The organism is Oryzicola mucosus, assembly GCF_014534685.1.
GTDB classification, from domain to species: Bacteria; Pseudomonadota; Alphaproteobacteria; order Rhizobiales; family Rhizobiaceae; genus Oryzicola; species Oryzicola mucosus.
Map to the genome: position 1 here is coordinate 282,505 of NZ_JACVVX010000002.1, position 23,873 is coordinate 306,377.

At 61.3% G+C, this 23,873-nt stretch carries 26 protein-coding genes; 14 read left to right on the forward strand and 12 right to left on the reverse strand.

Going from position 1 to position 23,873, the window contains the following annotated elements; genetic code table 11:
• The first annotated feature begins 164 nt into the window (after window positions 1-164).
• Both ICI42_RS07840 and ICI42_RS07845 read left to right on the forward strand, forming a co-directional pair.
• Window positions 165-1,058: a branched-chain amino acid aminotransferase gene (locus ICI42_RS07840; RefSeq protein WP_188164000.1), complete on the forward strand. Its 894-nt coding sequence runs from the start codon at window positions 165-167 to the stop codon at window positions 1,056-1,058.
• A gap of 174 nt (window positions 1,059-1,232) precedes the next feature.
• A complete protein-coding gene (locus tag ICI42_RS07845; protein WP_188164001.1) occupies window positions 1,233-1,874 on the forward strand; it encodes an MBL fold metallo-hydrolase in 642 nt (213 codons plus the stop codon).
• A gap of 71 nt (window positions 1,875-1,945) precedes the next feature.
• Here the strand turns inward: ICI42_RS07845 and ICI42_RS07850 are convergent, their stop codons facing one another.
• The 3 genes from ICI42_RS07850 to ICI42_RS07860 all read right to left on the reverse strand — a co-directional run bounded on the left by ICI42_RS07850 (window position 1,946) and on the right by ICI42_RS07860 (window position 3,469).
• Window positions 1,946-2,425: a BA14K family protein gene (locus tag ICI42_RS07850; RefSeq protein WP_188164002.1), complete on the reverse strand. Its 480-nt coding sequence runs from the start codon at window positions 2,423-2,425 to the stop codon at window positions 1,946-1,948.
• Window positions 2,426-2,728: 303 nt separating this feature from the next.
• The gene (locus tag ICI42_RS07855) at window positions 2,729-2,941 is read right to left on the reverse strand and encodes a cold-shock protein (RefSeq protein WP_024925394.1); all 213 of its coding nucleotides are present in this window, start codon (window positions 2,939-2,941) and stop codon (window positions 2,729-2,731) included.
• Between the two features lie 315 nt (window positions 2,942-3,256).
• Window positions 3,257-3,469: a cold-shock protein gene (locus ICI42_RS07860; protein ID WP_188164003.1), complete on the reverse strand. Its 213-nt coding sequence runs from the start codon at window positions 3,467-3,469 to the stop codon at window positions 3,257-3,259.
• A 518-nt stretch (window positions 3,470-3,987) separates the two neighbouring features.
• On the opposite strand from ICI42_RS07860, the gene ICI42_RS07865 reads away from it, so the two are divergent.
• Window positions 3,988-4,401, forward strand: coding sequence for a Kazal-type serine protease inhibitor family protein (locus ICI42_RS07865; protein WP_330999144.1), 414 nt, complete (start codon window positions 3,988-3,990; stop codon window positions 4,399-4,401).
• Between the two features lie 78 nt (window positions 4,402-4,479).
• Here ICI42_RS07865 and uvrB read toward each other — a convergent pair whose 3' ends face one another.
• Complete coding sequence (uvrB, locus tag ICI42_RS07870) at window positions 4,480-7,413, reverse strand: excinuclease ABC subunit UvrB (RefSeq protein WP_188164005.1); 2,934 nt, start codon at window positions 7,411-7,413, stop codon at window positions 4,480-4,482.
• A gap of 180 nt (window positions 7,414-7,593) precedes the next feature.
• Here uvrB and ICI42_RS07875 point away from each other — a divergent pair, with 180 nt between their 5' ends.
• The 3 genes from ICI42_RS07875 to ICI42_RS07885 all read left to right on the forward strand — a co-directional run bounded on the left by ICI42_RS07875 (window position 7,594) and on the right by ICI42_RS07885 (window position 10,021).
• Complete coding sequence (locus tag ICI42_RS07875) at window positions 7,594-8,559, forward strand: DUF3137 domain-containing protein (protein ID WP_188164006.1); 966 nt, start codon at window positions 7,594-7,596, stop codon at window positions 8,557-8,559.
• Window positions 8,560-8,751: 192 nt separating this feature from the next.
• Window positions 8,752-9,369, forward strand: a complete 618-nt coding sequence (locus ICI42_RS07880; RefSeq protein ID WP_188164007.1) for a hypothetical protein — start codon at window positions 8,752-8,754, stop codon at window positions 9,367-9,369.
• Between the two features lie 259 nt (window positions 9,370-9,628).
• Window positions 9,629-10,021 (forward strand): acyl-CoA thioesterase, encoded by a 393-nt coding sequence (locus ICI42_RS07885; protein ID WP_188164008.1) that lies wholly within the window; start codon window positions 9,629-9,631, stop codon window positions 10,019-10,021.
• Window position 10,022: 1 nt separating this feature from the next.
• Here ICI42_RS07885 and ICI42_RS07890 read toward each other — a convergent pair whose 3' ends face one another.
• Complete coding sequence (locus tag ICI42_RS07890) at window positions 10,023-10,397, reverse strand: winged helix-turn-helix transcriptional regulator (protein ID WP_188164009.1); 375 nt, start codon at window positions 10,395-10,397, stop codon at window positions 10,023-10,025.
• An 86-nt stretch (window positions 10,398-10,483) separates the two neighbouring features.
• Between ICI42_RS07890 and ICI42_RS07895 the strand changes: the two genes are divergently transcribed.
• Complete coding sequence (locus ICI42_RS07895) at window positions 10,484-11,083, forward strand: NADPH-dependent FMN reductase (protein ID WP_188164010.1); 600 nt, start codon at window positions 10,484-10,486, stop codon at window positions 11,081-11,083.
• 51 nt (window positions 11,084-11,134) lie between these two features.
• Here the strand turns inward: ICI42_RS07895 and ICI42_RS07900 are convergent, their stop codons facing one another.
• The 4 genes from ICI42_RS07900 to ICI42_RS07920 form a co-directional block, all read right to left on the reverse strand.
• A complete protein-coding gene (locus ICI42_RS07900) occupies window positions 11,135-12,427 on the reverse strand; it encodes a hemolysin family protein (RefSeq protein ID WP_188164011.1) in 1,293 nt (430 codons plus the stop codon).
• 128 nt (window positions 12,428-12,555) lie between these two features.
• The gene (locus tag ICI42_RS07905; protein WP_230980219.1) at window positions 12,556-13,518 is read right to left on the reverse strand and encodes an extensin-like domain-containing protein; all 963 of its coding nucleotides are present in this window, start codon (window positions 13,516-13,518) and stop codon (window positions 12,556-12,558) included.
• A gap of 98 nt (window positions 13,519-13,616) precedes the next feature.
• A complete protein-coding gene (locus ICI42_RS07915) occupies window positions 13,617-14,405 on the reverse strand; it encodes an extensin-like domain-containing protein (protein WP_330999128.1) in 789 nt (262 codons plus the stop codon).
• Between the two features lie 157 nt (window positions 14,406-14,562).
• Window positions 14,563-14,982 carry a DUF3775 domain-containing protein gene (locus ICI42_RS07920; RefSeq protein ID WP_210317101.1) on the reverse strand — a complete coding sequence of 140 codons (420 nt, stop codon included), beginning with the start codon at window positions 14,980-14,982 and terminating at the stop codon, window positions 14,563-14,565.
• A 156-nt stretch (window positions 14,983-15,138) separates the two neighbouring features.
• Between ICI42_RS07920 and ICI42_RS07925 the strand changes: the two genes are divergently transcribed.
• Window positions 15,139-15,489 carry a DMT family protein gene (locus ICI42_RS07925; RefSeq protein WP_188164014.1) on the forward strand — a complete coding sequence of 117 codons (351 nt, stop codon included), beginning with the start codon at window positions 15,139-15,141 and terminating at the stop codon, window positions 15,487-15,489.
• Here ICI42_RS07925 and ICI42_RS07930 read toward each other — a convergent pair whose 3' ends face one another.
• Window positions 15,490-16,644: a PQQ-dependent sugar dehydrogenase gene (locus tag ICI42_RS07930; protein WP_188164015.1), complete on the reverse strand. Its 1,155-nt coding sequence runs from the start codon at window positions 16,642-16,644 to the stop codon at window positions 15,490-15,492.
• Window positions 16,645-16,864: 220 nt separating this feature from the next.
• Between ICI42_RS07930 and ICI42_RS07935 the strand changes: the two genes are divergently transcribed.
• The 4 genes from ICI42_RS07935 (at window position 16,865) to ICI42_RS07950 (ending at window position 19,977) form a co-directional block, all read left to right on the forward strand.
• Window positions 16,865-17,296: a YqaA family protein gene (locus ICI42_RS07935; RefSeq protein ID WP_188164016.1), complete on the forward strand. Its 432-nt coding sequence runs from the start codon at window positions 16,865-16,867 to the stop codon at window positions 17,294-17,296.
• Between the two features lie 177 nt (window positions 17,297-17,473).
• The gene (greA, locus tag ICI42_RS07940) at window positions 17,474-17,947 is read left to right on the forward strand and encodes a transcription elongation factor GreA (protein WP_188164017.1); all 474 of its coding nucleotides are present in this window, start codon (window positions 17,474-17,476) and stop codon (window positions 17,945-17,947) included.
• Between the two features lie 52 nt (window positions 17,948-17,999).
• Window positions 18,000-19,037, forward strand: coding sequence for a glycosyltransferase family 4 protein (locus ICI42_RS07945; protein WP_188164460.1), 1,038 nt, complete (start codon window positions 18,000-18,002; stop codon window positions 19,035-19,037).
• Window positions 19,030-19,977: a glycosyltransferase gene (locus ICI42_RS07950; protein WP_330999129.1), complete on the forward strand. Its 948-nt coding sequence runs from the start codon at window positions 19,030-19,032 to the stop codon at window positions 19,975-19,977. Before ICI42_RS07945 ends, ICI42_RS07950 begins: the two co-directional genes overlap by 8 nt.
• Here ICI42_RS07950 and ICI42_RS07955 read toward each other — a convergent pair.
• Window positions 19,972-20,769, reverse strand: a complete 798-nt coding sequence (locus ICI42_RS07955; RefSeq protein WP_188164019.1) for a glycosyltransferase family 2 protein — start codon at window positions 20,767-20,769, stop codon at window positions 19,972-19,974. The two genes, ICI42_RS07950 and ICI42_RS07955, sit on opposite strands and share 6 nt — an antisense overlap.
• Before the next feature lie 8 nt (window positions 20,770-20,777).
• On the reverse strand, window positions 20,778-21,248 hold the full coding sequence (locus ICI42_RS07960) for an Lrp/AsnC family transcriptional regulator (protein ID WP_188164020.1): 471 nt from the start codon (window positions 21,246-21,248) through the stop codon (window positions 20,778-20,780).
• Window positions 21,249-21,502: 254 nt separating this feature from the next.
• On the opposite strand from ICI42_RS07960, the gene trxB reads away from it, so the two are divergent.
• Both trxB and ICI42_RS07970 read left to right on the forward strand, forming a co-directional pair.
• Complete coding sequence (gene trxB / locus ICI42_RS07965; RefSeq protein ID WP_188164021.1) at window positions 21,503-22,477, forward strand: thioredoxin-disulfide reductase; 975 nt, start codon at window positions 21,503-21,505, stop codon at window positions 22,475-22,477.
• Window positions 22,478-22,518: 41 nt separating this feature from the next.
• A complete protein-coding gene (locus tag ICI42_RS07970; protein ID WP_188164022.1) occupies window positions 22,519-23,409 on the forward strand; it encodes a LysR family transcriptional regulator in 891 nt (296 codons plus the stop codon).
• Window positions 23,410-23,873: the final 464 nt, after the last annotated feature.

The following is a 23,873-nucleotide window of genomic DNA, read 5'->3' on the forward strand; positions in this document are numbered from 1 at the left end:
CGGATTGCGAACGAAAAGGCATGGCACCCGGTATTTTCCGCAAGATCATAAGTTTGCCATATCTTTTCTGACCGCCTACGCTTCGCCTCACCAGACCTTGGTCCGGCGACGGTTCAACAACGATAAATGCTTTGCGGGCCTGGTACCCGCGGGAGGTTACGAAAATGTCATCGGTTCCCTTTGATCAGCTCGATGGTCATATATGGATGGACGGCCAGTTCGTTCGCTGGGCGGATGCGAAGATTCACGTACTCACGCATGGCCTGCATTATGCAAGCGGAGTGTTCGAGGGCGAACGCGCCTATGGCGGGGAAATCTTCAAGCTGACCGAGCATACCGAGCGCCTGCACGAGTCCGCGCGCATCCTGGGCTTCACCATTCCCTACAGCGTGGCGCAGATTGACGACGCCTGCCGCGAGTTGCTGAAGATGCAGGGCTTCCGCGACGCCTATGTCCGTCCCATCGCATGGCGCGGCAGTGAGCAGATGGGCGTGTCGGCTCAGCACAACACGATCCATTGCGCGATCGCCATCTGGCAGTGGCCGAGCTATTTCGATCCGGCGCAGAAGCTGAAGGGCATCCGCCTCGACATGGCGGAATATCGCCGCCCGGACCCGAAAACCGCACCGTCGCGTTCGAAGGCCGCCGGTCTCTACATGATCTGCACCATCTCCAAGCATGCGGCGGAAGCCAAGGGTTATGCCGATGCGCTGATGCTGGACTGGCGCGGCCAGGTGGCCGAAGCCACCGGCGCAAACGTGTTCTTCGTCAAGGACGGCAAGATCCACACGCCGAAGGCAGATTGCTTCCTCGACGGCATCACCCGCCGCACGGTCATCGGTCTGGCGAAGGATCGCGGCCTGGAGGTCATCGAGCGCGCGATCCAGCCGGAAGAACTCGAAGGGTTCGAGCAGTGCTTCCTGACGGGTACTGCGGCCGAAGTCACGCCGGTCTCCGAAATCGGGCAGTACCGTTTCGAGGTCGGCGAAATCGCCAAGACACTGATGCTCGACTACAACAACGCGGTTCAGCCGAAACACGCCATCGCTGCCGAGTAGGAATGCTTGGAATAGCACTTACCCAAGGGCGGCTTCGGCCGCCCTTTTCGTTGCGTCCGGCGTGCATCGACGCTTGGAACGGCCGCTGGCTCGGACTTCAAGGGCGGCGTTTGGGTGGACGTTCGTGCTGAAGCAGCCTATCTCCCTCGACGAGATACAAGGAGAAACAAGCCTATGGGCCAACTCAATGCCGGCGTCATTCCCGTCACAGCCTTTCAGCAAAACTGCACGATCCTGTTCGATACCGAAGACAAAGTCGGCGTGGTGGTCGATCCGGGCGGCGACGTCGACCAGATCCTTGCGGCGCTGACTGAAAACAAGATCAAGGCCGAGGCGATCTGGATCACGCATGGCCATATCGATCATGCCGGCGGCGCCATGGAACTGAAGGCTGCACTTGGGGTCGATATCATCGGGCCACATGAGGCGGACAAGCCGCTGCTGGACAATATCGAAGAACAGGGCAAACGCTTCGGCTTTCCAGGTGCCGTGCAGAACTGCGTGCCCGACCGCTGGCTTGCCGAGGGCGAGACGGTGTCCTTCGGTTCCCATGTCTTCGAGGTTCTGCACTGCCCCGGCCACGCACCCGGCCATGTCGTGTTCTACAATCGCGCGGCCAAGTTCGCGCATGTCGGCGATGTGCTGTTTCGCGGCTCGATCGGGCGTACCGATCTGCCCGGCGGCGACCATGCGGCGCTGATCCGGTCGATCAAGGAGAAACTCTTGCCGCTTGGCGACGATATCGGCTTCATCTGCGGCCACGGGCCGGGCAGCCGTTTCGGGGACGAACGGCGCGGCAACCCGTTTCTGGTCTGATCGAAAAAAGAGGCGGCGCACTCCGAGGAATGGCGCCGCCAGTCAGGCAGGAATGTCTTTGGCCGGCCGCGTCAGTTGGCGACGCAGAAATGCTGCTGGCCGTCATAGCCGGTGAAGGTGCCGGAGCGCGGCTGGAAGCTGCGATAGCGATCCTGGCAATAGGCGTACCACTCCGGCGTCCAGGGCTCGATCGAGGGCCGGTAGCTTGCATAGCCGCCGGAATAGCCGGGTTGTGGAGCAACCGGATAGTAATTGCGAACCGGAGCAGGGCGCTGGATTGGCGCACGGCGCAGCGGAGGATCGTAATAATCCGGATCGGGCGCACGCTGGTTGTTGAGCGCGCCGACGATCAACGCGCCTGCGGCGAGACCGAGCACGCCCGCGGCCAGGGCATCGCCATTGTTGTTGCGGTGCCGGTATTCGTAGCGCGGCCTGTCGTAGTCGCGGTAATGCCTGCGCCAGCCATCGCCGGCATAAGCAGCCGACAGGGCAGTCAGCGTGGACGCCGCGACTGCGGTTCCCAAAACGGCGGTCTTCAAAAAGCGGTTCATGGTTTTGTCTCCTTCGCGACCGCGCAACGCGTTCGATCACTGAGGACAAAAGTATCCGTTTCTATCTGAACGCAAGCTGAACAAAAGAGTGCCTGCTATGTCAGGGCCGGCGGATAGCTGAAGGGACGAGAGCAAGGCCTGTCGGCAAAGGCTAGTCGCGACCGTCACGAATTGGCGGGATTGCCGTGCTTGAAAAGACTACGACCGTCTTTGAACATGAACACATGTATCCGGTGCGCGTCCCGCCCGGAGTTTCCTTCGGATCGCCGTCTGGCGACGGCGCGAAAGGCGAGCCGGCCCGGCTCAGCCCACTGTCAGGTTTACCGCCTTCGGACCCTTGCCGCGCTTGTCAGGTTCGGTGTCGAAGGTCACTTTTTGTCCGTCTTCCAATCCGGGCAATCCAGATGCCTGCACTGCGGAGATATGCACGAAGACGTCCTTGGCGCCATCGTCCGGCGTGATGAAGCCGAAGCCTTTGGCGTGATTGAAGAATTTGACAGTGCCGGTCTGCGGCATTGGGAAACTCCTTTTACCCAACGATAGTTCAACGAGCCCGCTGGAACTCGAAGTAGAAATTTGTCCTTTATTTTTTTGGGTTGGGCAAGCGAAACTTTGATGCACTTCCGCGTCAATATAGTCGTGCCGATCAACGGCACCTCGATCAAAAAAGCGGACGAAACCCTTGGGGCCTCAAGACGGCGTAAGTGTCGAGGCCAGGATGGGTTTCAAATCAGCATAAGAAATAAGCAATTGCCTGCTCTATACATGTCTCAAAAAGAAAAAGGCGCAACGGAGGCCCGTCGCGCCTTTCAAAGACGATGTTTGGTCAGCTTAAGCCGCGCGCAGATTAACCGCCTTGGGGCCTTTGCCCATGCGGTCCGGCTCGACGTCGAAGGTAACCTTCTGGCCGTCGAGAAGCGTGCGGAGGCCGGACTTTTCGATCGCGGAGATGTGGACGAACACATCCTTGGCGCCGTCGTCCGGGGTGATGAAGCCGAAGCCTTTAGTCGCGTTGAAGAACTTTACGGTGCCGGTCTGGGCCATTTGGGAGAACTCCTTCACCCGTTTGGTAGGTTGGGACGATCTCCGCCTGCCGTCGGAGTAACATCCCGGTGGTTGCTTTGGCGGTCATGCATTCGCGCACAATATACCCCCCGCCTAAACGGGGCCGTCAGAGATTCACAGTGTCGGGGATAGGGTCGCGCAAAACGTTCCAGTCTCCGGGTCAGCAAATGCCCGAACACGATATTTATTGCACGGAAATATAGGGCTGGCAAGCACTTGGATGTTAGAGTTCAGCAAGCTCCAGCGTCCTCCTTATAGTCCTTTCGTTCCATATGAATATCAGCCAGATCGCGGCATCGATAGGTACAGCGATCAAAGCTGGCAACGCGGTCGATCATTTCAGCATCGTGCAAGTCGTGACTTTGCAAAGTCTTCTATCCGCTGCAGGATCGAACTTGCCGCTGGCGCGTTATTCGCTGGCGGGAAATAGGAGAGGGATTATGAGGCCGAATTTGAGGACTATCGTGCGGACGGGCGCGGTTGCCTTTTCGCTTTCCATGGTGCTGGCCGGCTGTACGGTCGTCGTCGACGAAGGGCAAGGACCGGGGCCTCGTCCGCCTCGACCGGGGCCTGGTCCGCAATTCTGTACGCGCGAGTATCAGCCGGTCTGCGGCGAACGGCGCGGCGACCGCACAACCTTCGCCAACCCTTGCGAGGCCGATCGCGCCGGGTTCCGGATCGTTCACGGCGGCCAATGTCGTGGCGGAGGAATACGCCCTGGACCCGGCCCTTGGCCAGGCCCAAGCCCATTCCCCGGTCCACGCCCGCCGCGTCCCGAGCCGGCGCCGCAATTCTGCACGCGGGAATACCGTCCGGTTTGCGCCCAGCGCGGCCGTTCGCTGCAGACCTTCGGCAATGCGTGCGAGGCCGATGCAGCCGGGTTCCGGGTTATCGACCGCGGACCTTGCTGAAGAACGACATTCCTGCAGCAATGCAGCTTGCTTACCAAAAAGGCGCCGAAGTCATCTGACTTCGGCGCCTTTTACAATTTATCGGCCCGGGCGCCCAGACTTCCCCGGCTTGCGCTTCTGCCGCGCGGCATCGGCGGGGTCCTCGTAGGAGCCGATGCCAGCGCGCTCCCGGCGCACCGGCTTGGCATCGTCGGCTCCCTTGATCGGTGTCGGCCTGGGGCCTTCGACCGGCTTTTCCGTGCGTCGCACCGTCATCTCGTCGAGGCTGTTCTTCTTGAACAGCGATCGTGAGACCGCGCCGGCCGGCTGTTCCATATCGGTGCCGGGGCCCATATTGTCGAGCGACGGTTTGCCGAACAAGGATTGCTTGCCGTCGTCTCCGACCGCGCGATGGATAGCGCGGCCCTTGTTGTGCTTGCCCTTTTCCCGGCCGGAGACGGGGCTTTCCATGTCGGCATATTTGGCCAGCGGATCGTCGGAGATCGCCAGTTCCATGTCGCGCAGCCGCTTGATCTCGTCGCGGATGCGGGCGGCTTTCTCGAAATCGAGATCGGCCGCGGCGTTGCGCATCTGCTTTTCCAGCGCCTCGAGATGGGCCTTGAGATTGTTGCCCATCATAGCGCCCGCATCGTCGGTGAACTGCGAGATGTCGGCGCGGACATGATCTTTCTCGTAGACCGAGTCGAGAATGTCGGCGATGCGCGACTTCACGCTTTCCGGCGTGATGCCATGAGCCTCATTATAGGCGACCTGTTTTTCGCGGCGGCGGCCGGTCTCGGCCATGGCGCGTTCCATCGAGCCTGTGACTTTGTCGGCATAGAGGATGACCTTGCCGTCGACATTGCGCGCCGCGCGGCCGATGGTCTGGATCAGCGACGTTTCCGACCTCAGGAAGCCTTCCTTGTCGGCATCGAGGATCGCCACGAAGCCGCATTCGGGAATGTCGAGACCCTCGCGCAGCAGGTTGATGCCGACGAGCACGTCAAAGGCGCCAAGCCTGAGGTCGCGGATGATCTCGATGCGTTCCAGCGTGTCGATATCTGAGTGCATGTAGCGTACGCGAATACCCTGCTCGTGCAGATACTCGGTCAAATCCTCGGCCATGCGCTTGGTCAGCACAGTGACCAGGCTGCGGTAGCCGGCTTTGCTGGTCTCGCGGATTTCGCCGACCACGTCATCGACCTGGTTTTTCGCCGGTCGGACCTCGACGGGCGGATCGATCAGTCCGGTCGGCCGGATGACCTGCTCGGCGAACACGCCGCCGGCCTGTTCCATCTCCCAGGTGCTGGGGGTGGCGGAGACCGCCACAGTGAGCGGGCGCATTGCGTCCCACTCCTCGAAGCGCAGCGGACGGTTGTCCATGCAGGAGGGCAAGCGGAAGCCGTATTCGGCCAGCGTCGCCTTGCGGCGGAAGTCGCCCCGGTACATGCCGCCGATCTGCGGGACGGTGACGTGGCTTTCATCGATGAAGACGAGCGCGTTGTCGGGGATGTATTCGAACAGGGTCGGTGGCGGATCGCCGGGCTGACGGCCCGTGAGGTAACGGGAATAGTTTTCGATGCCGGCGCAGGAGCCGGTTGCCTCCAGCATCTCCAGGTCGAAACGCGTGCGCTGCTCGAGCCGTTGCGCCTCGAGCAGGCGGCCCGCCCGCTCCAGTTCGACCAGTCTGCCCTTCAGCTCCTCCTTGATCGACTTGGTGGCCTGGTTGAGCGTGGGGCGCGGCGTGACATAGTGCGAATTGGCGTAGATCTTCACGCTTTTCAGTTCGCCGGTCTTGTGTCCCGTCAGCGGATCGAACTCCACGATCGACTCGATCTCGTCGCCGAACAGCGAGATGCGCCAGGCCCTGTCTTCAAGGTGGGCGGGGAAGATCTCGATGGTGTCGCCGCGTACGCGGAAGGAGCCGCGCACGAAGTTGATGTCCTGCCGCTTGTACTGCTGCGCCACGAGATCGGCGAGAAGCTGCCGCTGGTCGAGCCGGTCGCCGATCTGCATCTGGAAGGTCATGGCGGTGTAGGTTTCGACCGAGCCGATACCGTAGATGCAGGACACCGAGGCAACGATGATAACGTCGTCGCGCTCCAGCAGCGAGCGCGTCGCCGAGTGGCGCATGCGGTCGATCTGCTCGTTGATGGTCGATTCCTTCTCGATGAAGGTATCGGTGCGCGGCACATAGGCTTCCGGCTGGTAGTAGTCGTAATAGGAAACGAAATACTCCACCGCATTGTCGGGGAAGAAGTTCTTGAACTCGCCATAGAGCTGGGCAGCGAGCGTCTTGTTCGGCGCCAGGATGAGGGCGGGGCGCTGCGTCTGCTCGATCACCTTGGCCATGGTGAAGGTCTTGCCGGAGCCGGTAACACCGAGCAGCACCTGGGTGCGCTCATGCTCGTTGACGCCCTCGACCAGGTCGCGGATCGCGGTCGGCTGGTCGCCCGCCGGCTCGAATTCCGACTTCATGACGATCTGAATGCCGCCTTCCGACTTCTCGGGTCGGGCCGGGCGGTGGGGTGTCCAGATCTTGCCGTTCTTGTGCAGCGGATTGCCGCTTTCGATCAGCGCCGACAGGGCCGCGACGGTTGCCGTGACACCGTCCGAGGACAGCGACTCGGCATCTTCGAGGCTGATGTCCAGCCCGGCAACGGGGTTGAGACCAGCCGCCGCACGCTCCTTCGGCGAGGCGGCGCCACCCATCGACGTGCCGCGCGCGCTGCGCGTCGGTGCAGCGGAACGCTCAGGGATTTTCTTCGTCTTGCTGCTCTTTTCGCCGCCCTTTGCCCGTGGGGACAAACCTTCCTGCTCGGCTTCGCGCGCGATCTGTTCGGCCCAGTCCGAGATCGAGCCGGACAGCGGCGCGCCGGTGAACTCTGCCTGTGCCGCCTCTTCGAACCCGCCGCCGCGATGCAGCGGCTCGGAGGCATCGAGATAATCCGTCACCGGACTGCCCCGCTTGCGCGGCGCCGAACGGTCTTCTGACACCTTCGCAGGTGTTTTCTTTTCAGGAGCTTTGGCCATGCCGCGAATATGGTGAGAGTCTCGCGAAATGGAAAGGGTCGGCGGCGGGGACAGGATGTGGAAATGCCGCATACTGACAGGAGGGTGTCAGGATGCGGCTGTGGTGAGTGATCTCAATACGTCCGGTATCTCGCTTGCCGCTTCCATGTTAGATCGGAACGACCAAACAGGGAGGCAGGAATGGCGGCAGCAGATTTCCTTCCGCACGACGCAGCGGTCGCCGGCATCAAGGATGTCATTTCGAGACTGGAAGCCGAACGCGCCGCCGCACAGCGCCGAACCCGCTGGCTGCCTTTCGTAGCCGGTTTCTGGCTGATCGTTGGCGTCGTCGCGCTGTCTCTTGTCTTCAACGTCTATGCCGATCCTGCCGAGCAATGGTTCTCACCGCTGCATGTGTTTCTCTATGTCGGCGCCTTCGTGCTGGCTTATGCCGTCTACTACTGGACCAGCCGGCTCGACCCTTCGCTGCGGCAGAGCCAGCGGCTGGCGATCCTGTCGGCCGCTTTTGGTTTTCTGCCGGAAGTGCGTATCGGCCGTGGCAGCAAACCGTCGTCCTTTGCCCGCATGCCGCGCGAGGTGGCGGGAGATTTCGACGGCGAGAGCTTCGATGACGTCATTGCGGGACGCTACGAAGATTTCGGCTTCGAGCTTTACGAGGCTCGGCTGACGAAGGGTTCAGGCAAGTCGCTGGATGTTGCTTTCAAGGGCGTGGTCGTCGCGTTCGAACTGGTCGTGCCGTTTCCCGGTGTTCTGGTGGCCACGCGGAAGCTGGAACGGCAGACGGGTTTCCTGCGCGGCCTGTTCGCGCGCAGCCTCGAACCGGTGGAGAGCGGTGTGGCGGGGTTGGATGCGTCCTACGCCTTCCTGACCGACAACCCGCAGGCGGCGCAGCCTCTGGTGACGGGACAATTGCCGAAGGCGCTGGACTGGCTCGCCGAGGCGTGGCCCGAAGAGCCAGCGCGCGTCGCGCTGAATGGCAAGGACGGTTTTCTGCTGCTGCCGCTGCGCAAGAACTTCTTCGAGCTGCCGCCGGCGACGGAGCCGATCGACTACACGCTGCATGTCGAACCGATGATCGCCGATCTCAGCGCGATGCTGGCAACCGCCTCGCTGGTTCGGAAGATCGGCGCCGACGCTCAGCCGTAACGCAGCTCGACGCTGATAATCACAAAGGTGATGCCGTTGGCCATGACGATGGGCCACGAGCCGGCAGGAGAACTATGGCTCCTGAGATGTCGGTTTCCTGTGTGCTTTCCACTGTTGCGGAGCTTTTCGTTACACAGCCATCAGGATGTTCGCCTAGTCTGGCGGCGGAATAACGAGAAAAGGACGTGATGAATGAGCCGAATCCTGCTTGCAGCCGCTTTCATACTGTCGGCAACGGTCTTGGCCGCCGCCGATACGAAGGCTTATACGCTGAGCATCGGCGGCCGCGACTACCAGATCGATGCGGGCGACAGCGTCGAGGTGGACCTGCCGGACGGCCAAAAGGCGACGGTCAAGCTCGAACGCAACCCGTTCGCGCGCTATGCCGGCGAGAGCTTCGCCTTCGAACATCCGGCAGGCACCACGGTGGGACGGTCTGAGATCGACAAGACCATCGATCAGCATCTTCTGGCGACTGCGCTCGGCACGCTGATCATCCTCCAGGAATATAGGACACTCGATCCCACATCGCTTGACCAGCTGATGCTGCAGCAGCTGACGCAGGACGGAATCCGCGCCGGAGCAAAAGTTTCGCAGCAACCGGCGACGCGCACCCTGTCCGACGGAAAGCAGCTCAAGGGACTGACTGCCAGCGAAACCAGCCGTACTGAAACCATCGACTATGAGATCGTCAGCTATGGCGAAGAAGATCGCGGCGTGCTTGTCGTCACCCGGATCGACCAGGACAACAATGCCGCCGATGGTGAGATTCTCAAGCGGTTCTGGGAAACGCTGAAGATAGGCTTCTAAGCATCACTGCCCGTTGCGGAGCTTCGCGAGGGGCCGAGATAGCGCCACCCGCTGTTCAAGTGATGTCTCGCATCCGTGAAACTCCGATTCAAGCTGCTGCGGAGTTGAATCCGGCAGATGATACAACGGATTGTTCCGGCATATTTTCGGCACTGCGAGATGAGCGGAAATCTCCATGTCGCGGACGCCTGCTTGCGCGTTTCCCGGCAGACGGCTAGCAAAGGCCGACGCTTGCATGCCGCGCACAAAGGGAGGCACCATGGTTCAGTATGTCGAAGGCAGGCCGGTAGGCGAACTGACGCTGCGCACGCTGGCGATGCCGGCGGATGCCAATGCCGCCGGTGACATTTTCGGCGGCTGGGTCATGGCACAGATGGATCTTGCATGCGGCATCCGTGCTGCCGAGCGGGCCAAGGGCCGCGTGGTGACGGCGGCGGTGAAGGAAATGTCCTTCGCCAAGCCGATGAAGATCGGCGATACGCTGTGCATCTACACCCATATCGAGCGTGTCGGTCGGACCTCGATGACGCTCAAACTGCAGGCATGGGCGCAGCGCTATCTGTCGGATGTGATGGAGAAGGTCACCGAGGCTGACTTCATCATGGTGGCGCTGGACAAGGACGGCAAGCCGTCTCCGATCCCGGCTGAATAGATTAAGCCTCCTCGCGGGACAGGTCGAATCGGATCCGCGCGGCCTGCACGCGGTCGATGTTGCCGCGCGCCCAAGTGCCCAATGCGCTGACCGGCACCAGCAATTCTCGGCCGAGATCGGTCAGTTCGTACTCCACCTTCGGCGGGATGGTCGGATGGACGGTTCGCGTCACGAAACCATCGCGTTCGAGGCCGCGCAGCGTCGTCGTCAGCATCTTCTGAGAGATACCGCCGACGGCATGGCGCAGTTCATTGAACCGCAGCGTTCCCCCGCCCAGCGTGCTCACCACCAGAACGGTCCACTTGTCGCCGATATGCTGCAGGATATCGCTGACCGCCCGGCAGTCTTCGCTTAAGTGCAGGTGCCTTGGTTTCATAAAAGTGCCTTCTTGCGCGGTTTCGACCAGGTAACATAAATAGCGTCGGTATCCTTTTTATACCACAATGCGAATGGAGAAAACGCATGCCGAACGCTAAAGTCAAGATTGCCGTCGTTGTCGGTTCGATCCGCGAGAACCGCTTTGCCGAAAAACCGGCGCGCTGGATCGTCGATCTCGCCAATGCGCGCGGCGATATCGAGGCGGAACTCGTCGACCTCAAGGATTATCCGATGCCGCACTTTGCCGAGCCGACGTCGCCGGTATGGGGGCCTTCCAAGAACGAACATGCTCAACGCTGGCAAGCCAAACTCGACACGTTCGACGGCTATATCTTCACTGCGGCCGAATACAACCATGCGCCGTCGAGCGTGCTGAAGAACGCATTCGACTATGCCGGACCGCAAATCTTCCGCAAGCCCGCCGGATTCGTCGGCTATGGCGGTGTCGGCGGCGCGCGCGCAATCGAACATCTTCGGATGATCGCGGTCGAGATGCAGATGGCGCCCGTAAAAGCCGGCGTTCATATCCTCTGGCCCGACTACGTCACGATCCAGGGCGGCGCCGCGATGGAGACGCTCGACCACCTCAACCAGGCCGGCAAAGCATTGCTCGAAGACATCGCCTGGTGGAGCAAGGCGTTGCGCGATGCCCGCACTTCCGAGTTGAAGGCGCAGGCCGCTTGACTTGTTCGTGAGCTGAACAAGGCAGGGCCTGTCGAAACCAGGCTCTGCCGATCAAACGATGGGGAGTTCTCTCGCCAGAACCTTGTCGATGCGGCGTCCGTCGAGATCGACCACCTCGAAGCGCCAGCCCTGGGCGTCCACCGTCTCTCCCGTGACGGGCAGGTGGTGCAGCTGCGCCAGGACATAACCGGCCAGGGTTTCATATTCGCGATTTTCCGGCACCTCGATGCCCAGCAATTCGCCCATCTCGTCCGCCGGCATGTAGCCGGCCAGCAGCCACGAACCGTCTTCGCGTTGCACCGCATTCTCGGAATCGTTCTCGTCCAGGTCGGCGCGGAACACGCCTGTGATGGCCTCCAATATATCGGCCGGGGTGACGATGCCTTCGAAGTGGCCATACTCGTCATGCACCAGCGCCATCGGCACATCGGACTGCTTCAGCGTCGAGAGCACATCGAGCGCATCGGCCTGGTCATGGGCGATGGGCGCACTGCGGACATGCTTGCGCGGATCGAAGGGCTCGCCCTGCAGCAGGGTGGCAAGCAGCTCGCGCGTCTGGATCACGCCGATCATCGAATCGACGCTGCCTTCGCCCACCGGAAGGCGGGAATGCTGGGTTCCGATCAGCAGCTGACGCAGCGTTTCCTCGTCGGCTTCCAGGTTGAGCCAGTCGACATCGGTGCGTGGCGTCATCACCGCCCGGACGGCACGGTCGCCGAGGCGCATGACGCCGGCAATCATGCGGCGTTCGTCGGATTCGATGGTGCCGTGATGCTCGGCTTCGGCCACAAGCATCTTGATTTCCTCATCGGTGACCTTTTCGTCGGATTCGCCGCGTTGGCCGAGCAGCCAGAGAACCGAACGGCCGGAGATGTCGAGCAGCCAGACAAGGGGTGCCGCGACTATGGCAATCAACGCCATGGTCGGCGCCACCTTCGACGCGACGCGTTCGGGGTCGCGCAAAGCGATCTGCTTGGGCACGAGTTCGCCGATGATGAGCGAGGCGTAGGTGATCAGAGCGACGACGACAGCGACGCCAAGTGCATTCGCCGTCGTCTGGCTCAGGCCCGCCAGAACCAGCGTTTCCGCCAGGCGCTGACCGAGCGTGGCGCCCGAAAATGCACCCGACAGCACGCCGACCAGCGTGATGCCGATCTGGACGCTGGACAGAAATTTGCCTGGATTGGCACCGAGCTCGAGGGCCTTTGCCGCGCCGCTAACCTGTTTGTCGACCATCGCCTTGAGACGCGCTGGCCGCGAGGAAACGATCGCAAGTTCTGACATGGCCAGCAGGCCGTTCACGCAAATGAGGACGGCAACGATCGCAATTTCAAGGTATAACATCTGGTCTCAATAACATCAGGCCCGCACCCTAGGGAAGAGTGCAAGAGCAAGCATAGTGGCGTTTCCAGGATCAGTTCACAAGAGCATTGCAGGCTCGTGACGCTGCCTGCCGCTGTTCCGGCACAAAGCTATTTGCAGGCGCGGTATCCGTTTCGGCGCTTCATCAGGTCGAAATGGAAGTGGTCGGCATGGGCGGCGTTGTAGCCCGGCCCAAGCACGGTGGTGAAATACTGGCACCCGTCGGCGCGCACCGTGTTGAGCAGGCCGCGCTGGCGGAAGGCGAACAGGCCTGGCTTGCGCACTTCGATGTCGCTGCCATTGTTGAGCTCGATGCGCATGATGTCGATCGCGTTGCCCTCGCCATGGGCGGAGAGGGTGCGGCTGCCGGCGATGCGGCGGCAGGAGTAGCTCGATCCCTGATGGATCGTCTTGACGCCCGACCAATAGCGCAGGCGCGCCGCCGGTACGAGTTCGCGCCGGGTCCACATGCCGAGGCTGGACGCCATGTCGCAGGTCAATGTGGCCGCCGGACTGATTTTGACGCCGTTGATCGACGACACCTGAACGGCGTTGTCGATGCCGCAGCCGCCGCCCCCGCCGCCGTTGCCGACGCGGCCGAGTTCGCGATAGACAACGCCGAGTTTCTTCAAATCCCTGCGGCACTCCACGTCGTCGGCGTTCAGCGCGTTTGTGGGCGCAGAACGCGTCGGGTTCTGCACAGGCGGGTAGGCAACCATCATCGGGTTCGACGGCACAAGCGTCTGCATGCCGACGCCGGCTCGCGGCGTTGCTGCTTGGACTGGTGCGGGCTCGGTGGGATAGGGCTGAACCGGAGCGACTTCGACAGGATCAGGCTGAACAGGGGCGACGTCGACCGGCGCGACCTCAATCGGAGCCGGCACAGGCTGCTCGGGCACAACAACCGCGGCCGTCTGGGTGCCGACATCGACGGCGGGCTCAAGCGAAAAGACATCGCCGGTGGTGCAGGCCGAAACGGCCAGCCCGGCCAGAACCGTGCCGGCAATCAAGAGCGAAATGCGTGCCCGCCGGAAGCGCCCAGCCGGATTGGCGGCGCGGGATTGTGCGGCCATGCCACTGGTTCCTTGCCTTTTAAAGACAAAGACTAGCGGCCAAGAGTAAAGGAATGATCAGCGCCGCCGTTTACCGATACGGCGAAACTGGGGCGCGCTTACTGGCAAAAAGTGCCGCCATTGCGCCGTATGGCGAGATCTAGGTGCAAATGGCTGGCGTGGTCGGCATCGCTGCCGGGACCCAGAACGGTCTTGAAAGGTCCGCACGCCGCTTTGCGCACCTCCTCGACAAAGGTTTTCTCGGCTCCCGCGCTTTCCTTGCCGACTTCGAGGCTCGTGCCATCCGAGAAGTTGAAGCCGGCAATATCGAAGGCGTTGCCGAACGCATGCTCAGACAGTTTGCGGGTGCCGTTGCGCGGGCGGCAGACATAGCCTGAAGCCTGCGCAATACCGCTGACGGTCTTGTTCAACGTCTTCTTGGCAATGGGCTGAACGGTATCCGAGATGAAACGCGCAGCCCGTTCGGCCAAGCCGCAGGTGACGATCAGGCCGGGTTCGACCTCTATGTCTTTGCCGAAGCTCTTGAGGCTGAGCGGAAAGGGCAGGGCGCAGCCGGCGGGATCATTCTCGGAAGCCTGGCCGTCTTCGAAGTCCACGCCGATCTCCTTGAGACGAACCCGGCAGGCCTTGGCATCTTTGGGCATGGTCTCTGCCATCGGAAGGGTCGAGCGCGGATCGGGAAGCATGGATTCGTCTTCGTCGGGCTCAGCTTCTTCGGCCTCTTGTTCAGGCTCTGGAGCGTCCTTGTCGTCCGGTTTGGCTGTGTCTTCCGGCTTGGGTGTCGGCAGCGGCGGTTGCGCGCTATCGGCGGGAGCCTGTGCGGGCGGCTCAGGCTTTTCGTCCGGGCGGTCGGCTTGCTCCGGTATAGGGGCGCTTCTGGGCAACACCGTCGTCTCCGGCGCCGCCAGAGCTGTCGCCAGGAACAAACCGCTTATCGCAATCGAAAAATAAAAAACCCGCTTGCCCGCCATGCCAGCAAAACGACCCGATGCCGTAGCAGTTGCCGAGCATCGGTATCACTTTCGGTGACGGCTGATTACCGTCTCAGGCGCCGAGTGCGTCCAGCCCGCTTTCGAGGTAGTCGCCAAGCAATGGCATTCCCAGGAGATATTTTGCCGTCCGCTTGTTTCCGCGCTGGAGCGCTTCCGAGACCGCTTCCTGCCACTCGCCCGCTTCGTAATCGCCACGTCCCAGCCAGACCAGCGCGACGAGTTCGGCTGCCTCATCGACATTAAGGTCGTTGATCAGCTCGCGCAGTTCGATTTCGGTCAGGTTTTCGGACTCTTCTTCCGCCAGTCCGTCGTGCTGGTGCGTGTCATGACCGTTGCCGTCGAATTCGACTTCACGGTCGCCGCCGTCTTCATAGTCTTCGTTCACGCCGGCGCTGATCGCCTTTGCCTTGAGAATGAACAGCCGCACGGTATCGGGGTCGATTGAGAGATCCCACTCTTTTTCCGGCTGCATCTGCACGGCTTTCCTCCTTTAAGGCATGTTTTTGGACATGATAGCCGGAATTGTTCCTACGTCACCTGTCCGATGCCCCACTCCTGCCGAATTCCGTTGACAGGGCAGTTCGCCGCGATGAAATGGCGCCGTTTTCCCTCATTCATGGTTTTCCCAATGGCTACGCTGCTCTCGCCGAAAGTGCTGCCCATACTCATGCTTATCGCCTCGAACGTCTTCATGACGTTTGCCTGGTACGGGCATTTGAAGTTCAAGACATCAGCGCTTTACGTCGTGGTGATGGTTAGTTGGGGGATCGCCTTTTTCGAGTACTGGCTGGCCGTGCCCGCCAACCGCATCGGCAGTGACGTCTATTCGGCAGCGCAGCTCAAGACCATTCAGGAGGTGATTACCCTGACGGTCTTTGTCGCCTTTTCCGTATTTTATCTCAAGGAAGCGATCACATGGCACCATGTGATCGGCTTTGCCTTCATCGCGCTCGGCGCCGGCCTGATCTTTAGAGCGTAACTACTCCGAGCCGCTCCGCGAAAGCCTGACGATCAGGCCGTTGCTCTCGTCGGTCACCAGCCAGAGCGAGCCGTCGGGAGCGGCGGTGATGTCGCGAATGCGGCCGAACTCGCCTTCGAGCATGCGTTCCTCACCCGTCACCGCGCCCTTGTCGTCGCGGTCCAGGCGCGACAGGAGCTGGAATTTCAGCGAGCCGACAAGCAGGTCGCCCTTCCATTCCGGAAACATTTCGCCGTCATAAACGACGAGACCGGACGGTGCGATCGATGGATCCCAATAATGGATCGGCTGTTCGTAGCCCTCGGCTTCGGTGCCTTCGCCAATCTTCGAACCGTCGTAGTTGACGCCGTATGAGATCACCGGCCAGCCATAGTTCTTGCCGGCTTCAGGATAGTTGACCTCATCGCCGCCCTTGGCGCCATGTTCGACCGTGACGAGCGTGCCGGACTGCGGATCGAGTGCCGCGCTCTGGAGATTGCGATGGCCCTTGGACCAGATTTCAGGCAGGTGCTTCGACCCGTCCGGCGAAGGGTTGTCGGCCGGAATGGAACCATCTGCATTGATGCGCAGCACCGCACCCGCATGGTCCTGCATATCCTGGGCACGCTTGCCATCGCCGCGGTCACCCGTCGTCACGAACAGCGTGCCGTCGTCGTTGACGACGATCCGCGAGCCGAAGTGGTTGCCACCGTTGCTTTTTTTCGACATCGAGAAGATGACTTTCACATCGTCGAGCCGGGCTGAAGCTCCGTCGCGAACGAGCTTGGCACTGGCCACCGCCGTGCCCGCGCCGCCGGAGCCGGGTTCGGAGAACGAAAAGAACAGCGTGTTCGACGTCTCGAAGTCTTGTGCCAGGGCGATGTCGAGCAGGCCGCCCTGGCCGACGACGGCAACTTCTGGCACCCCTTCCAGCGGTTCGGAGAGGCCTGTCTCGGTCAGGATGCGGATGCGGCCGGGCAATTCGGTCACGATGACTGCGCCGTCCGGCAGGAAAGCCATGCCCCAGGGATTCTCGAGTCCGCTGGCCATGGTCTCGGCACGGATTTCGACCTCATCTGTCTTGAAGGTCCTGTCCTGCGCCAAGGCAGATGACGCAAAGGCGAAAAGGAGGGTTGGCAGGAGGGCGGCTTTGGCGGTGCTGTCGAGTGTGATCATGGAACCCGACATAGGTATGAGGTGGTATGAGGCAACCTTTAGGTCGGATTTAAATGCGCATGCGCTGATCACAAGGCGTTTATGTCAGTGTGATCGCGTGAGCCTGACTTGTTGCGCTGATAGGTGTTGCAGACTATCCAGCCTTATCTAGCGACGGGGGCCAAACGAACGCACAATGTCTTTTCGACCGACCAAGCGGCTGTGTTGGTAAGGCGAGGTAATGGATTTCGCCGCCTATTTCGGGCTTTTCGCCGCCGCGCTCATTGCCGCTTCGATCCTGCCGGGACAATCCGAGGTCGTCGTCGTGGCGATGCTGATTGCCGACTACTCTCCGGCGCTGGTGCTTGCGGTTGCGACTGTGGGCAATGTGCTGGGATCGGCTACCAGCTGGTGGCTTGGAACGCAGGTCGAGCGGTTCAAAAACAAAAGCTGGTTCCCCACCGATTCGAAAAACTTCGACCGGGCCAAGGCCTGGTATCACCGCTATGGCCGCTGGTCGCTTCTGCTGTGCTGGGTTCCCGTGGCGGGCGGACCGCTGACGCTGGTGGCGGGCGTCCTGCGCGAACCTCTCTGGAGTTTCATGGCGCTCGTGTCGATTGCCAAATTCGCCCGCTACGCCGTCGTAGCCGCCGTAACGCTGAACCTGTTTTAGAATTGTTTGCGGCGTCGGCAAAACTTTTTCAGGTGAAAAACCGGCGGCGTGTTGCTATATTCGTCGCGGATTGAGTTGGAACGGTCCCGTGAGCCGAGGCTTTCGGACCGTTTTCTTTTTGTGTCCGCCGTCGAAGGGTCGACGTCGGTTGGAAGGTCAGGAAAGGTTCAGGGAACAATGAACAAGGTGCCGATGACCGCTGGTGGTTTCGAAGCGCTCAAGGAAGAGCTGCGCTGGCGTCAGCAGGAAGAACGTCCCCGCATCATCGAAGCGATCTCCGAAGCGCGTGCCCATGGCGACTTGTCCGAAAATGCCGAATACCATTCGGCCAAGGAGGCGCAGAGCCTCAATGAGGGTCGGGTCAACGAACTCGAGGACTACATCGCCCGCGCCGAGGTCATCGACGTGTCGAAGCTCAGCGGCGACAAGGTGAAGTTCGGCGCCACCGTGGTTCTCGTCGACGAGGATACCGAAGAGGAAAAGACCTACAAGATCGTCGGCGACCAGGAAGCCGATGTGAAGTCGGGCCGCATCTCGATCTCGTCGCCGATCGCGCGTGCGCTGATCGGCAAATCCGTCGGTGAGTCTGTCGAGGTCAATGCGCCCGGCGGCGCGCGCGGCTACGAGATCATCAAGATCAAGTTCATCTGAGGCCAGTTCCATGCCGCATGCGGACAAAGGCCGGCAATCCGCCGCCGTCGATATGTCCCGCATCGAGGTCATCGCGCCCAATCTGAAAAAACGCCTGTCGGGGGTCACCAGCACCATCGTGCAACTGGTCCCCGTGCAGGCGCGCACTCTCGGCATCGCCACCATCGGGCCGGGCCTGCCGGACAGCCTGCCCAAGATCGGCCCGGCGCAGTTCTTCGGATTGTGGCGCAGGCCGGCTTCTGGTCGCAAGCGCATCTGGCATGCGCGGCGCAACACCGAGATGGTCGCAGGCCTGGTCCTGCGAGCGCTCGGCGCGCCCTTGCATCTGGTCTTCACCTCCGCCGCCCAGCGCCACCACCGACCGTTTACCCGCTGGCTTATCCGTCGGATGGATGCGGTCATCGCCACCAGCCGCCGATCGGGCAGCTTTCTGGAAGTGCCGCACGATGTCGTCATGCATGGCGTCGATGTCGCGGACTTTCATCCCGCTTCCGGGCCGGAGGATAAGTTCGCCGCGTCTGGATTGGGGGGCACCTGGGCCGTTGGCTGCTTCGGGCGGATCCGTCATCAGAAGGGCACCGATCTGTTCGTCGACGCCATGATTGCGCTTCTGCCGGCCCATCCTGGTTGGACGGCCGTCATCAGCGGCCGCGTGACGCCGGAACATGCCGCATTCGCTGACGAGCTGAAAAGCCGCATCGCTGATGCCGGACTGCGGGATCGCATCGTCTTCCTGGGCGAGGTGCCTGATATCAAGCTCTGGTATCGGCGGATTTCGTTGTATGTCGCGCCTTCGCGCAATGAGGGGTTTGGCCTGACGCCGCTCGAAGCCATGGCTTCCGGAGTGCCGGTGGTGGCGAGCGACGCCGGCGCTTATGCCGAAATGATTGTCGACGGCGAAACCGGCTCGGTCGTGCCGGCGGGGGACGGTCCGGCGCTTGTGCGAGCCATCGAGCCTTTCCTTGCCGATCCAGCCTACACCGCCGCCTGTGGTCGAAAAGCATTGGCCGATGTCGCGGCGCGGTTCCCGCTCGAGGGTGAGGCTGCCGGCATTCGCGCGGTCTATGAGAAGGTATGGGCGCGTGGCTGAATCCGCTCTGCCCGATTGGCTGTTCGTCGCGCGCGACAACAATTACGGGCTGACGCGCGACGTCGAGTTGCTGATGGAGGCTATCCGCCATGCGGGCGGTACAGCAAGCTTTGCCACCGTGCGAAGCCGTGGCCTCCTGGACATGCTGCTGCGCAGGCGGATCGCGAAACGCATCGTCCATGTCGAGCGGATCTTTCCACGCTGGTTCTCGGCGGGTGACGAGAACTGGCTGATCCCCAACCAGGAGCGCTTTCCGCGCCGGCATCTCAAGCGGTTGCGCCGCATCGACCGCGTGCTGGCAAAAACCCGGCATGCCGAGGCGATATTTTCATCCCTTGGCAAGGCGACCAGCTATCTCGGTTTTACCTCAGAAGACCGTCTCGATCCGACGGTTGAAAGGAACTGGCGCCGTTTCTTTCATCTTGCCGGCGGCAGCACGCTGAAGGGCACGGAGGACATTCTGGAGCTCTGGCGCGCGCATCCCGAATGGCCCGAACTGGTGCTCGTCCAGAAGGCGGACAACGCGCCGAAAACCGTCCCTGCCAATGTCACGCTCCTGTCCGGCTATCTCAGCGATGCGGAGCTCAAACGCCTCCAGAATGCATGCGGCGTCCATCTCTGCCCGTCGCGTTCGGAAGGCTGGGGCCACCATATCGTGGAAGGACTTTCCGTCGGCGCCGTTGTCGTGACCACCGACGCGCCGCCGATGAACGAGCACATCGACGACGGTTGTGGTGTCGTCGTGGCGGCACGGCGCTCCGAACCGCGCCATCTCGGCACGAATTATTTCGTCGACTCGACGGCATTGGAGCGGGTGGTAGAGTCGCTGATCGTGATGGACGACACAGAAATGGCTGAGATCGGCATCCGCGCGCGCCAACGCTACGAACGGATTAGCGCCGATTTCGCGGTTCGGCTGCGCGATATCTTCGCGCTATAGATCCTGAGGCTCACCGAGCGAGAGCCTGTACAGCTTGGTTTCGGTCAGGAAGCTGTAATGCGCGGCAAAGCTCGCATAGATGAAGCCGGCCTTGCCGCACAGCAGATAGCGCTGCATCACGTAAACCTTGAGGAAGCCCAGAAGCGGCGCGAACATCAGCCGGCCAAACGAGGTGCGGCGGCCGCGCGCGAACTTCTCTAGCGCCTTCAAGCTGCTGTACTCGTCCATTTTCTGGGCTTCTTGTTCGGCCGTGAGCGCCCGCATATGAAACATTTCACCGCCGGTAAACTTGGCCACGGGTCCGTCGCAATGAATCGCTTCATGGACCAATGCCGAGGTGTCGAAATGCGCGCGATCCTTGCGAACGAGACGCAGCAGCCAATGGGCATGGACCTGACGGGGAGGGTAGCCGAATCCTGGAAGATAGTCGCGCCGCCTGATCCGCAAGCCCACCGCGCCGAGGGCATCGAGGTCAGTTTCCATGAGTGTCTTCGATGTTCTCTCGTCAAGCCGTTCGTCGGCATCGAGCGAGAGGCACCATGGACCGGCGGTCTGGTCGAGCGCAAACTGCTTCTGCTTTGCGTAGCCTTCCCAGCGGTGTTCGATAAAGCGGATCGGATAGCCCTGGGCCTCGTATCGGCCGACCACGTCGCGCGTCGCATCCGTGGAGCCTGAATCGACGATGACGATCTCGCGGCATCCTTTCAGGCTTTCGATGCAGCGGCCGATGACGTCCATCTCATTCTTGCAAATGATGAATGCCGAGATCTGGCTCTTGAAGCTCACGTCCATGGTGCCCTCTACAGCGCCACCACGCCCTCGTCTTTCACCTTGCGCACCGTCAGCGCGGTGCGAACGGTGTCGACATTCGGCGACGATGTCAGGTCCTCGATGACGAAGGTCTGGAACGAGGCCAGGTCGCGGGCCACACAATGCAGCATGAAGTCGGAATCGCCCGAAACCATCCAGGCGTCGCGCACGATCGACCAGTTTCGCGTGCGTTCCGAGAATGCCTTGAGTTCGGCGTCGGACTGGTGCTGCAGGCCGACGAGGCAGAAAGCCACCACATCCATGCCAAGGGCCGGCGCGTTCAACAGGGCGCGATAACCACGGATGATGCCGTCATCCTCGAGTCGCTTGACCCGGCGCAGGCAGGGCGGCGCAGAAATGCCGACGCGGCGCGACAGCTCGACATTGGTCATCCGACCGTCGCTTTGCAGCTCGCGCAGAATCTTCCAGTCTATGGCGTCAAGGTCTGCGTTGACCGGCATGGCCGCTCCGAATCTCGCGCAACAATCTTTCGTGTTTTCGTAGTTAAACGAGTTTTAGGGTTTGAAAACCCTGGGGTGGGCAATTCGCCCTCTGTCCCGGCCGCAAATCCGCCGTGAATAAGGGGCTTCTGCACAGCTTTCGTTGGAGTTCTTCAAGCCAGCCTTGCATGGTGCGCATAGGAACACCTAAATTAGGGGCGATTTCGGCATGGCTTCATGCCGTTCGTTCGTCTCATCAAGTCTGAAGGCCTGTCATGACAGCCAAACATGCGCCTGTTCTCATCATCGGGTCCGGCCCGGCCGGTTATACCGCAGCGATCTATGCCGCGCGCGCGATGCTCAAGCCGATGCTGATTTCCGGCATGCAGCAGGGCGGCCAGCTTATGATCACCACCGACGTCGAAAATTATCCCGGCTTCGCCGACGCGATCCAGGGGCCGTGGCTCATGGATCAGATGCGCGCCCAGGCTGAGCATGTCGGCACCGAAATGGTGCATGACCTCATCACCGAGGTCGATCTCGACGTGCGGCCGTTCCGGCTCAAGAGCGACTCCGGTACCGAATACACCTGCGATGCCCTGATCGTGGCGACGGGAGCCCAGGCAAAGTGGCTGGGCCTGCCCAGCGAGCAGCTGTTCCAGGGCTTTGGCGTATCCGCTTGCGCGACCTGCGACGGGTTTTTCTACCGCAACAAGGATGTTGTCGTCGTTGGCGGCGGCAATTCGGCGGTGGAGGAAGCGCTGTATCTGTCCAACCTTGCCAAGACCGTGACGATCGTTCACCGCCGTGACCATTTCCGCTCCGAGCGTATCCTGCAGGAGCGGGTATTCGCCAAGGAAAACATCAAGGTGGTGTGGGACGCCGTGGTCGAAGAGATCGTCGGACAGCCCGCGCAAAAACCCTTGCCGCCTTCGGTCAATGGCGTGCGTCTGCGCAACGTCCACACCGGAGCGGTCACGGAGATGGCGACCGACGGCGTTTTCGTCGCCATTGGTCACGCGCCGTCCGTCGAGCTCTTTGTCGGCAAGCTCAAGCAGAAGCCGAATGGCTATCTCTGGACCGCGCCCGATTCGACCCGGACCAATGTTCCGGGCGTTTTCGCAGCGGGCGACGTCACCGACGATATCTATCGGCAAGCCGTAACCGCAGCGGGAATGGGCTGCATGGCGGCGTTGGAAGCCGAGAAGTATCTCGCAGGCATGGAGGTTCATCGCGAAGCGGCGGAATAAGCCAGGCGATGCGCCATTAACGACAAGAGGGGAATAAGCAGTTGGACTGGGATAAGTTACGCGTGTTCCACGCGGCCGCCGAGGCCGGTTCGTTCACGCATGCGGCCGAGGCGCTGCGTTTGTCTCAGTCTGCGATTTCACGCCAGGTCAGTGCGCTCGAGCACGAAATCGGTGTCCCTCTGTTCAACCGCCATGCGCGTGGGCTGGTGCTGACAGAGCAGGGCGAGTTGCTGTTTCGCACCGCCCATGACGTGCTGATGAAGCTCGACAACATCAAGACGCTGTTGACCGAGACCAAGGACAGGCCGTCCGGTGTGTTGCGTGTGACCACCACGGTCGGCCTCGGCGCAGGCTGGCTGACCGAGCGTGTGCATGAGTTCCTGGAGATCTACCCCGACATTCAGTTGCAGCTGATCCTCGCCAACGAGGAACTCGACCTGACCATGCGGCAGGCCGACTGCGCTATCCGCCTGCGCCAGCCGCAGCAGCCGGACCTCATCCAGCGCCGGCTGTTCACCGTGCATTTCCATCTCTACGCATCGCCGTCCTACGTCAACAAGTTCGGCAAGCCGGCGTCTATCTCCGAGCTGAAGAACCATCGAATCGTGACCTTCGGCCTTCCTGTGCCGGTACATTTGAGCGAGCTCAACTGGCTGGAGACCTTGGGCGACTTCGAAGGCGGCCAGCGCGTCGCCAATCTCCAGATCAACGACATCCTCTCCATCAAGCGTGCCGTGCAGTCGGGAGCCGGCATAGCGATGTTGCCTGACTACGTAATAGGCAAAGATGCTGGACTGCTTCAAATCATGCCAGAAACCGAAGTGCCGTCTTTCGACACCTATTTCGCCTATCCCGATGCTATGAAAGAGCAGGCAAAGCTCCATGTTTTCAGAGACTTCATTATCTCGAAGGCGCGTAGCTGGTCCTATTGACGCGTCGCGGACTGGTCCACAGCTCTAGCCTTTTTGCATGAATGCGATGCAAAAAACGTGATTGTTTATTAAGCAGTGAAGGCTCATATATTCATCATCTCAGGGGCGTGTTCTCCTCCCATTACCGCCCCCGAGTGTTCCCCTCTGGAGGTTGGCCCTAACGGGCGACTCCAATCAAACTCAGCCGGATCATTCTCGATCCGGCTTTTTTGATTCTGGGCTTAGCTTTGCATGACTGCACCGGCCCCATCCCGCGAGACCTCGCCTCCGGTCAACTCGCCGACGCGTGTAACGGTGACATGTAACCTGCGTAACGTTCTGCGCGGCCGCTGTCTGCCGTATCACTTGCAACAGGACGCGGTGTTGCGCGGTCGGAAGATGGGGGCATCGGATGATCGCGCGGGCTCAGGCAAGCCGCCGCGTCTCGCTGGTTTCCAGTCCTACTCTGCCACCCGCTTCCCCTA

Coding starts and splice junctions, on each gene's coding strand:
- ICI42_RS07960 (WP_188164020.1), bottom strand. CDS start 21,248: ATGCCGGTCAACGCAGACCTTGACGCCATAGACTGGAAGATTCTGCGC.
- ICI42_RS07895 (WP_188164010.1), top strand. CDS start 10,484: ATGCCGAACGCTAAAGTCAAGATTGCCGTCGTTGTCGGTTCGATCCGC.
- ICI42_RS07885 (WP_188164008.1), top strand. CDS start 9,629: ATGGTTCAGTATGTCGAAGGCAGGCCGGTAGGCGAACTGACGCTGCGC.
- ICI42_RS07905 (WP_230980219.1), bottom strand. CDS start 13,518: ATGGCCGCACAATCCCGCGCCGCCAATCCGGCTGGGCGCTTCCGGCGG.
- ICI42_RS07840 (WP_188164000.1), top strand. CDS start 165: ATGTCATCGGTTCCCTTTGATCAGCTCGATGGTCATATATGGATGGAC.
- ICI42_RS07920 (WP_210317101.1), bottom strand. CDS start 14,982: ATGCAGCCGGAAAAAGAGTGGGATCTCTCAATCGACCCCGATACCGTG.
- ICI42_RS07890 (WP_188164009.1), bottom strand. CDS start 10,397: ATGAAACCAAGGCACCTGCACTTAAGCGAAGACTGCCGGGCGGTCAGC.
- ICI42_RS07945 (WP_188164460.1), top strand. CDS start 18,000: ATGTCCCGCATCGAGGTCATCGCGCCCAATCTGAAAAAACGCCTGTCG.
- ICI42_RS07865 (WP_330999144.1), top strand. CDS start 3,988: ATGGTGCTGGCCGGCTGTACGGTCGTCGTCGACGAAGGGCAAGGACCG.
- ICI42_RS07845 (WP_188164001.1), top strand. CDS start 1,233: ATGGGCCAACTCAATGCCGGCGTCATTCCCGTCACAGCCTTTCAGCAA.
- ICI42_RS07925 (WP_188164014.1), top strand. CDS start 15,139: ATGGCTACGCTGCTCTCGCCGAAAGTGCTGCCCATACTCATGCTTATC.
- ICI42_RS07855 (WP_024925394.1), bottom strand. CDS start 2,941: ATGCCGCAGACCGGCACTGTCAAATTCTTCAATCACGCCAAAGGCTTC.
- ICI42_RS07860 (WP_188164003.1), bottom strand. CDS start 3,469: ATGGCCCAGACCGGCACCGTAAAGTTCTTCAACGCGACTAAAGGCTTC.
- greA (WP_188164017.1), top strand. CDS start 17,474: ATGAACAAGGTGCCGATGACCGCTGGTGGTTTCGAAGCGCTCAAGGAA.
- ICI42_RS07935 (WP_188164016.1), top strand. CDS start 16,865: ATGGATTTCGCCGCCTATTTCGGGCTTTTCGCCGCCGCGCTCATTGCC.
- ICI42_RS07880 (WP_188164007.1), top strand. CDS start 8,752: ATGAGCCGAATCCTGCTTGCAGCCGCTTTCATACTGTCGGCAACGGTC.
- ICI42_RS07930 (WP_188164015.1), bottom strand. CDS start 16,644: ATGATCACACTCGACAGCACCGCCAAAGCCGCCCTCCTGCCAACCCTC.
- ICI42_RS07955 (WP_188164019.1), bottom strand. CDS start 20,769: ATGGACGTGAGCTTCAAGAGCCAGATCTCGGCATTCATCATTTGCAAG.
- ICI42_RS07850 (WP_188164002.1), bottom strand. CDS start 2,425: ATGAACCGCTTTTTGAAGACCGCCGTTTTGGGAACCGCAGTCGCGGCG.
- trxB (WP_188164021.1), top strand. CDS start 21,503: ATGACAGCCAAACATGCGCCTGTTCTCATCATCGGGTCCGGCCCGGCC.
- ICI42_RS07875 (WP_188164006.1), top strand. CDS start 7,594: ATGGCGGCAGCAGATTTCCTTCCGCACGACGCAGCGGTCGCCGGCATC.
- uvrB (WP_188164005.1), bottom strand. CDS start 7,413: ATGGCCAAAGCTCCTGAAAAGAAAACACCTGCGAAGGTGTCAGAAGAC.
- ICI42_RS07900 (WP_188164011.1), bottom strand. CDS start 12,427: ATGTTATACCTTGAAATTGCGATCGTTGCCGTCCTCATTTGCGTGAAC.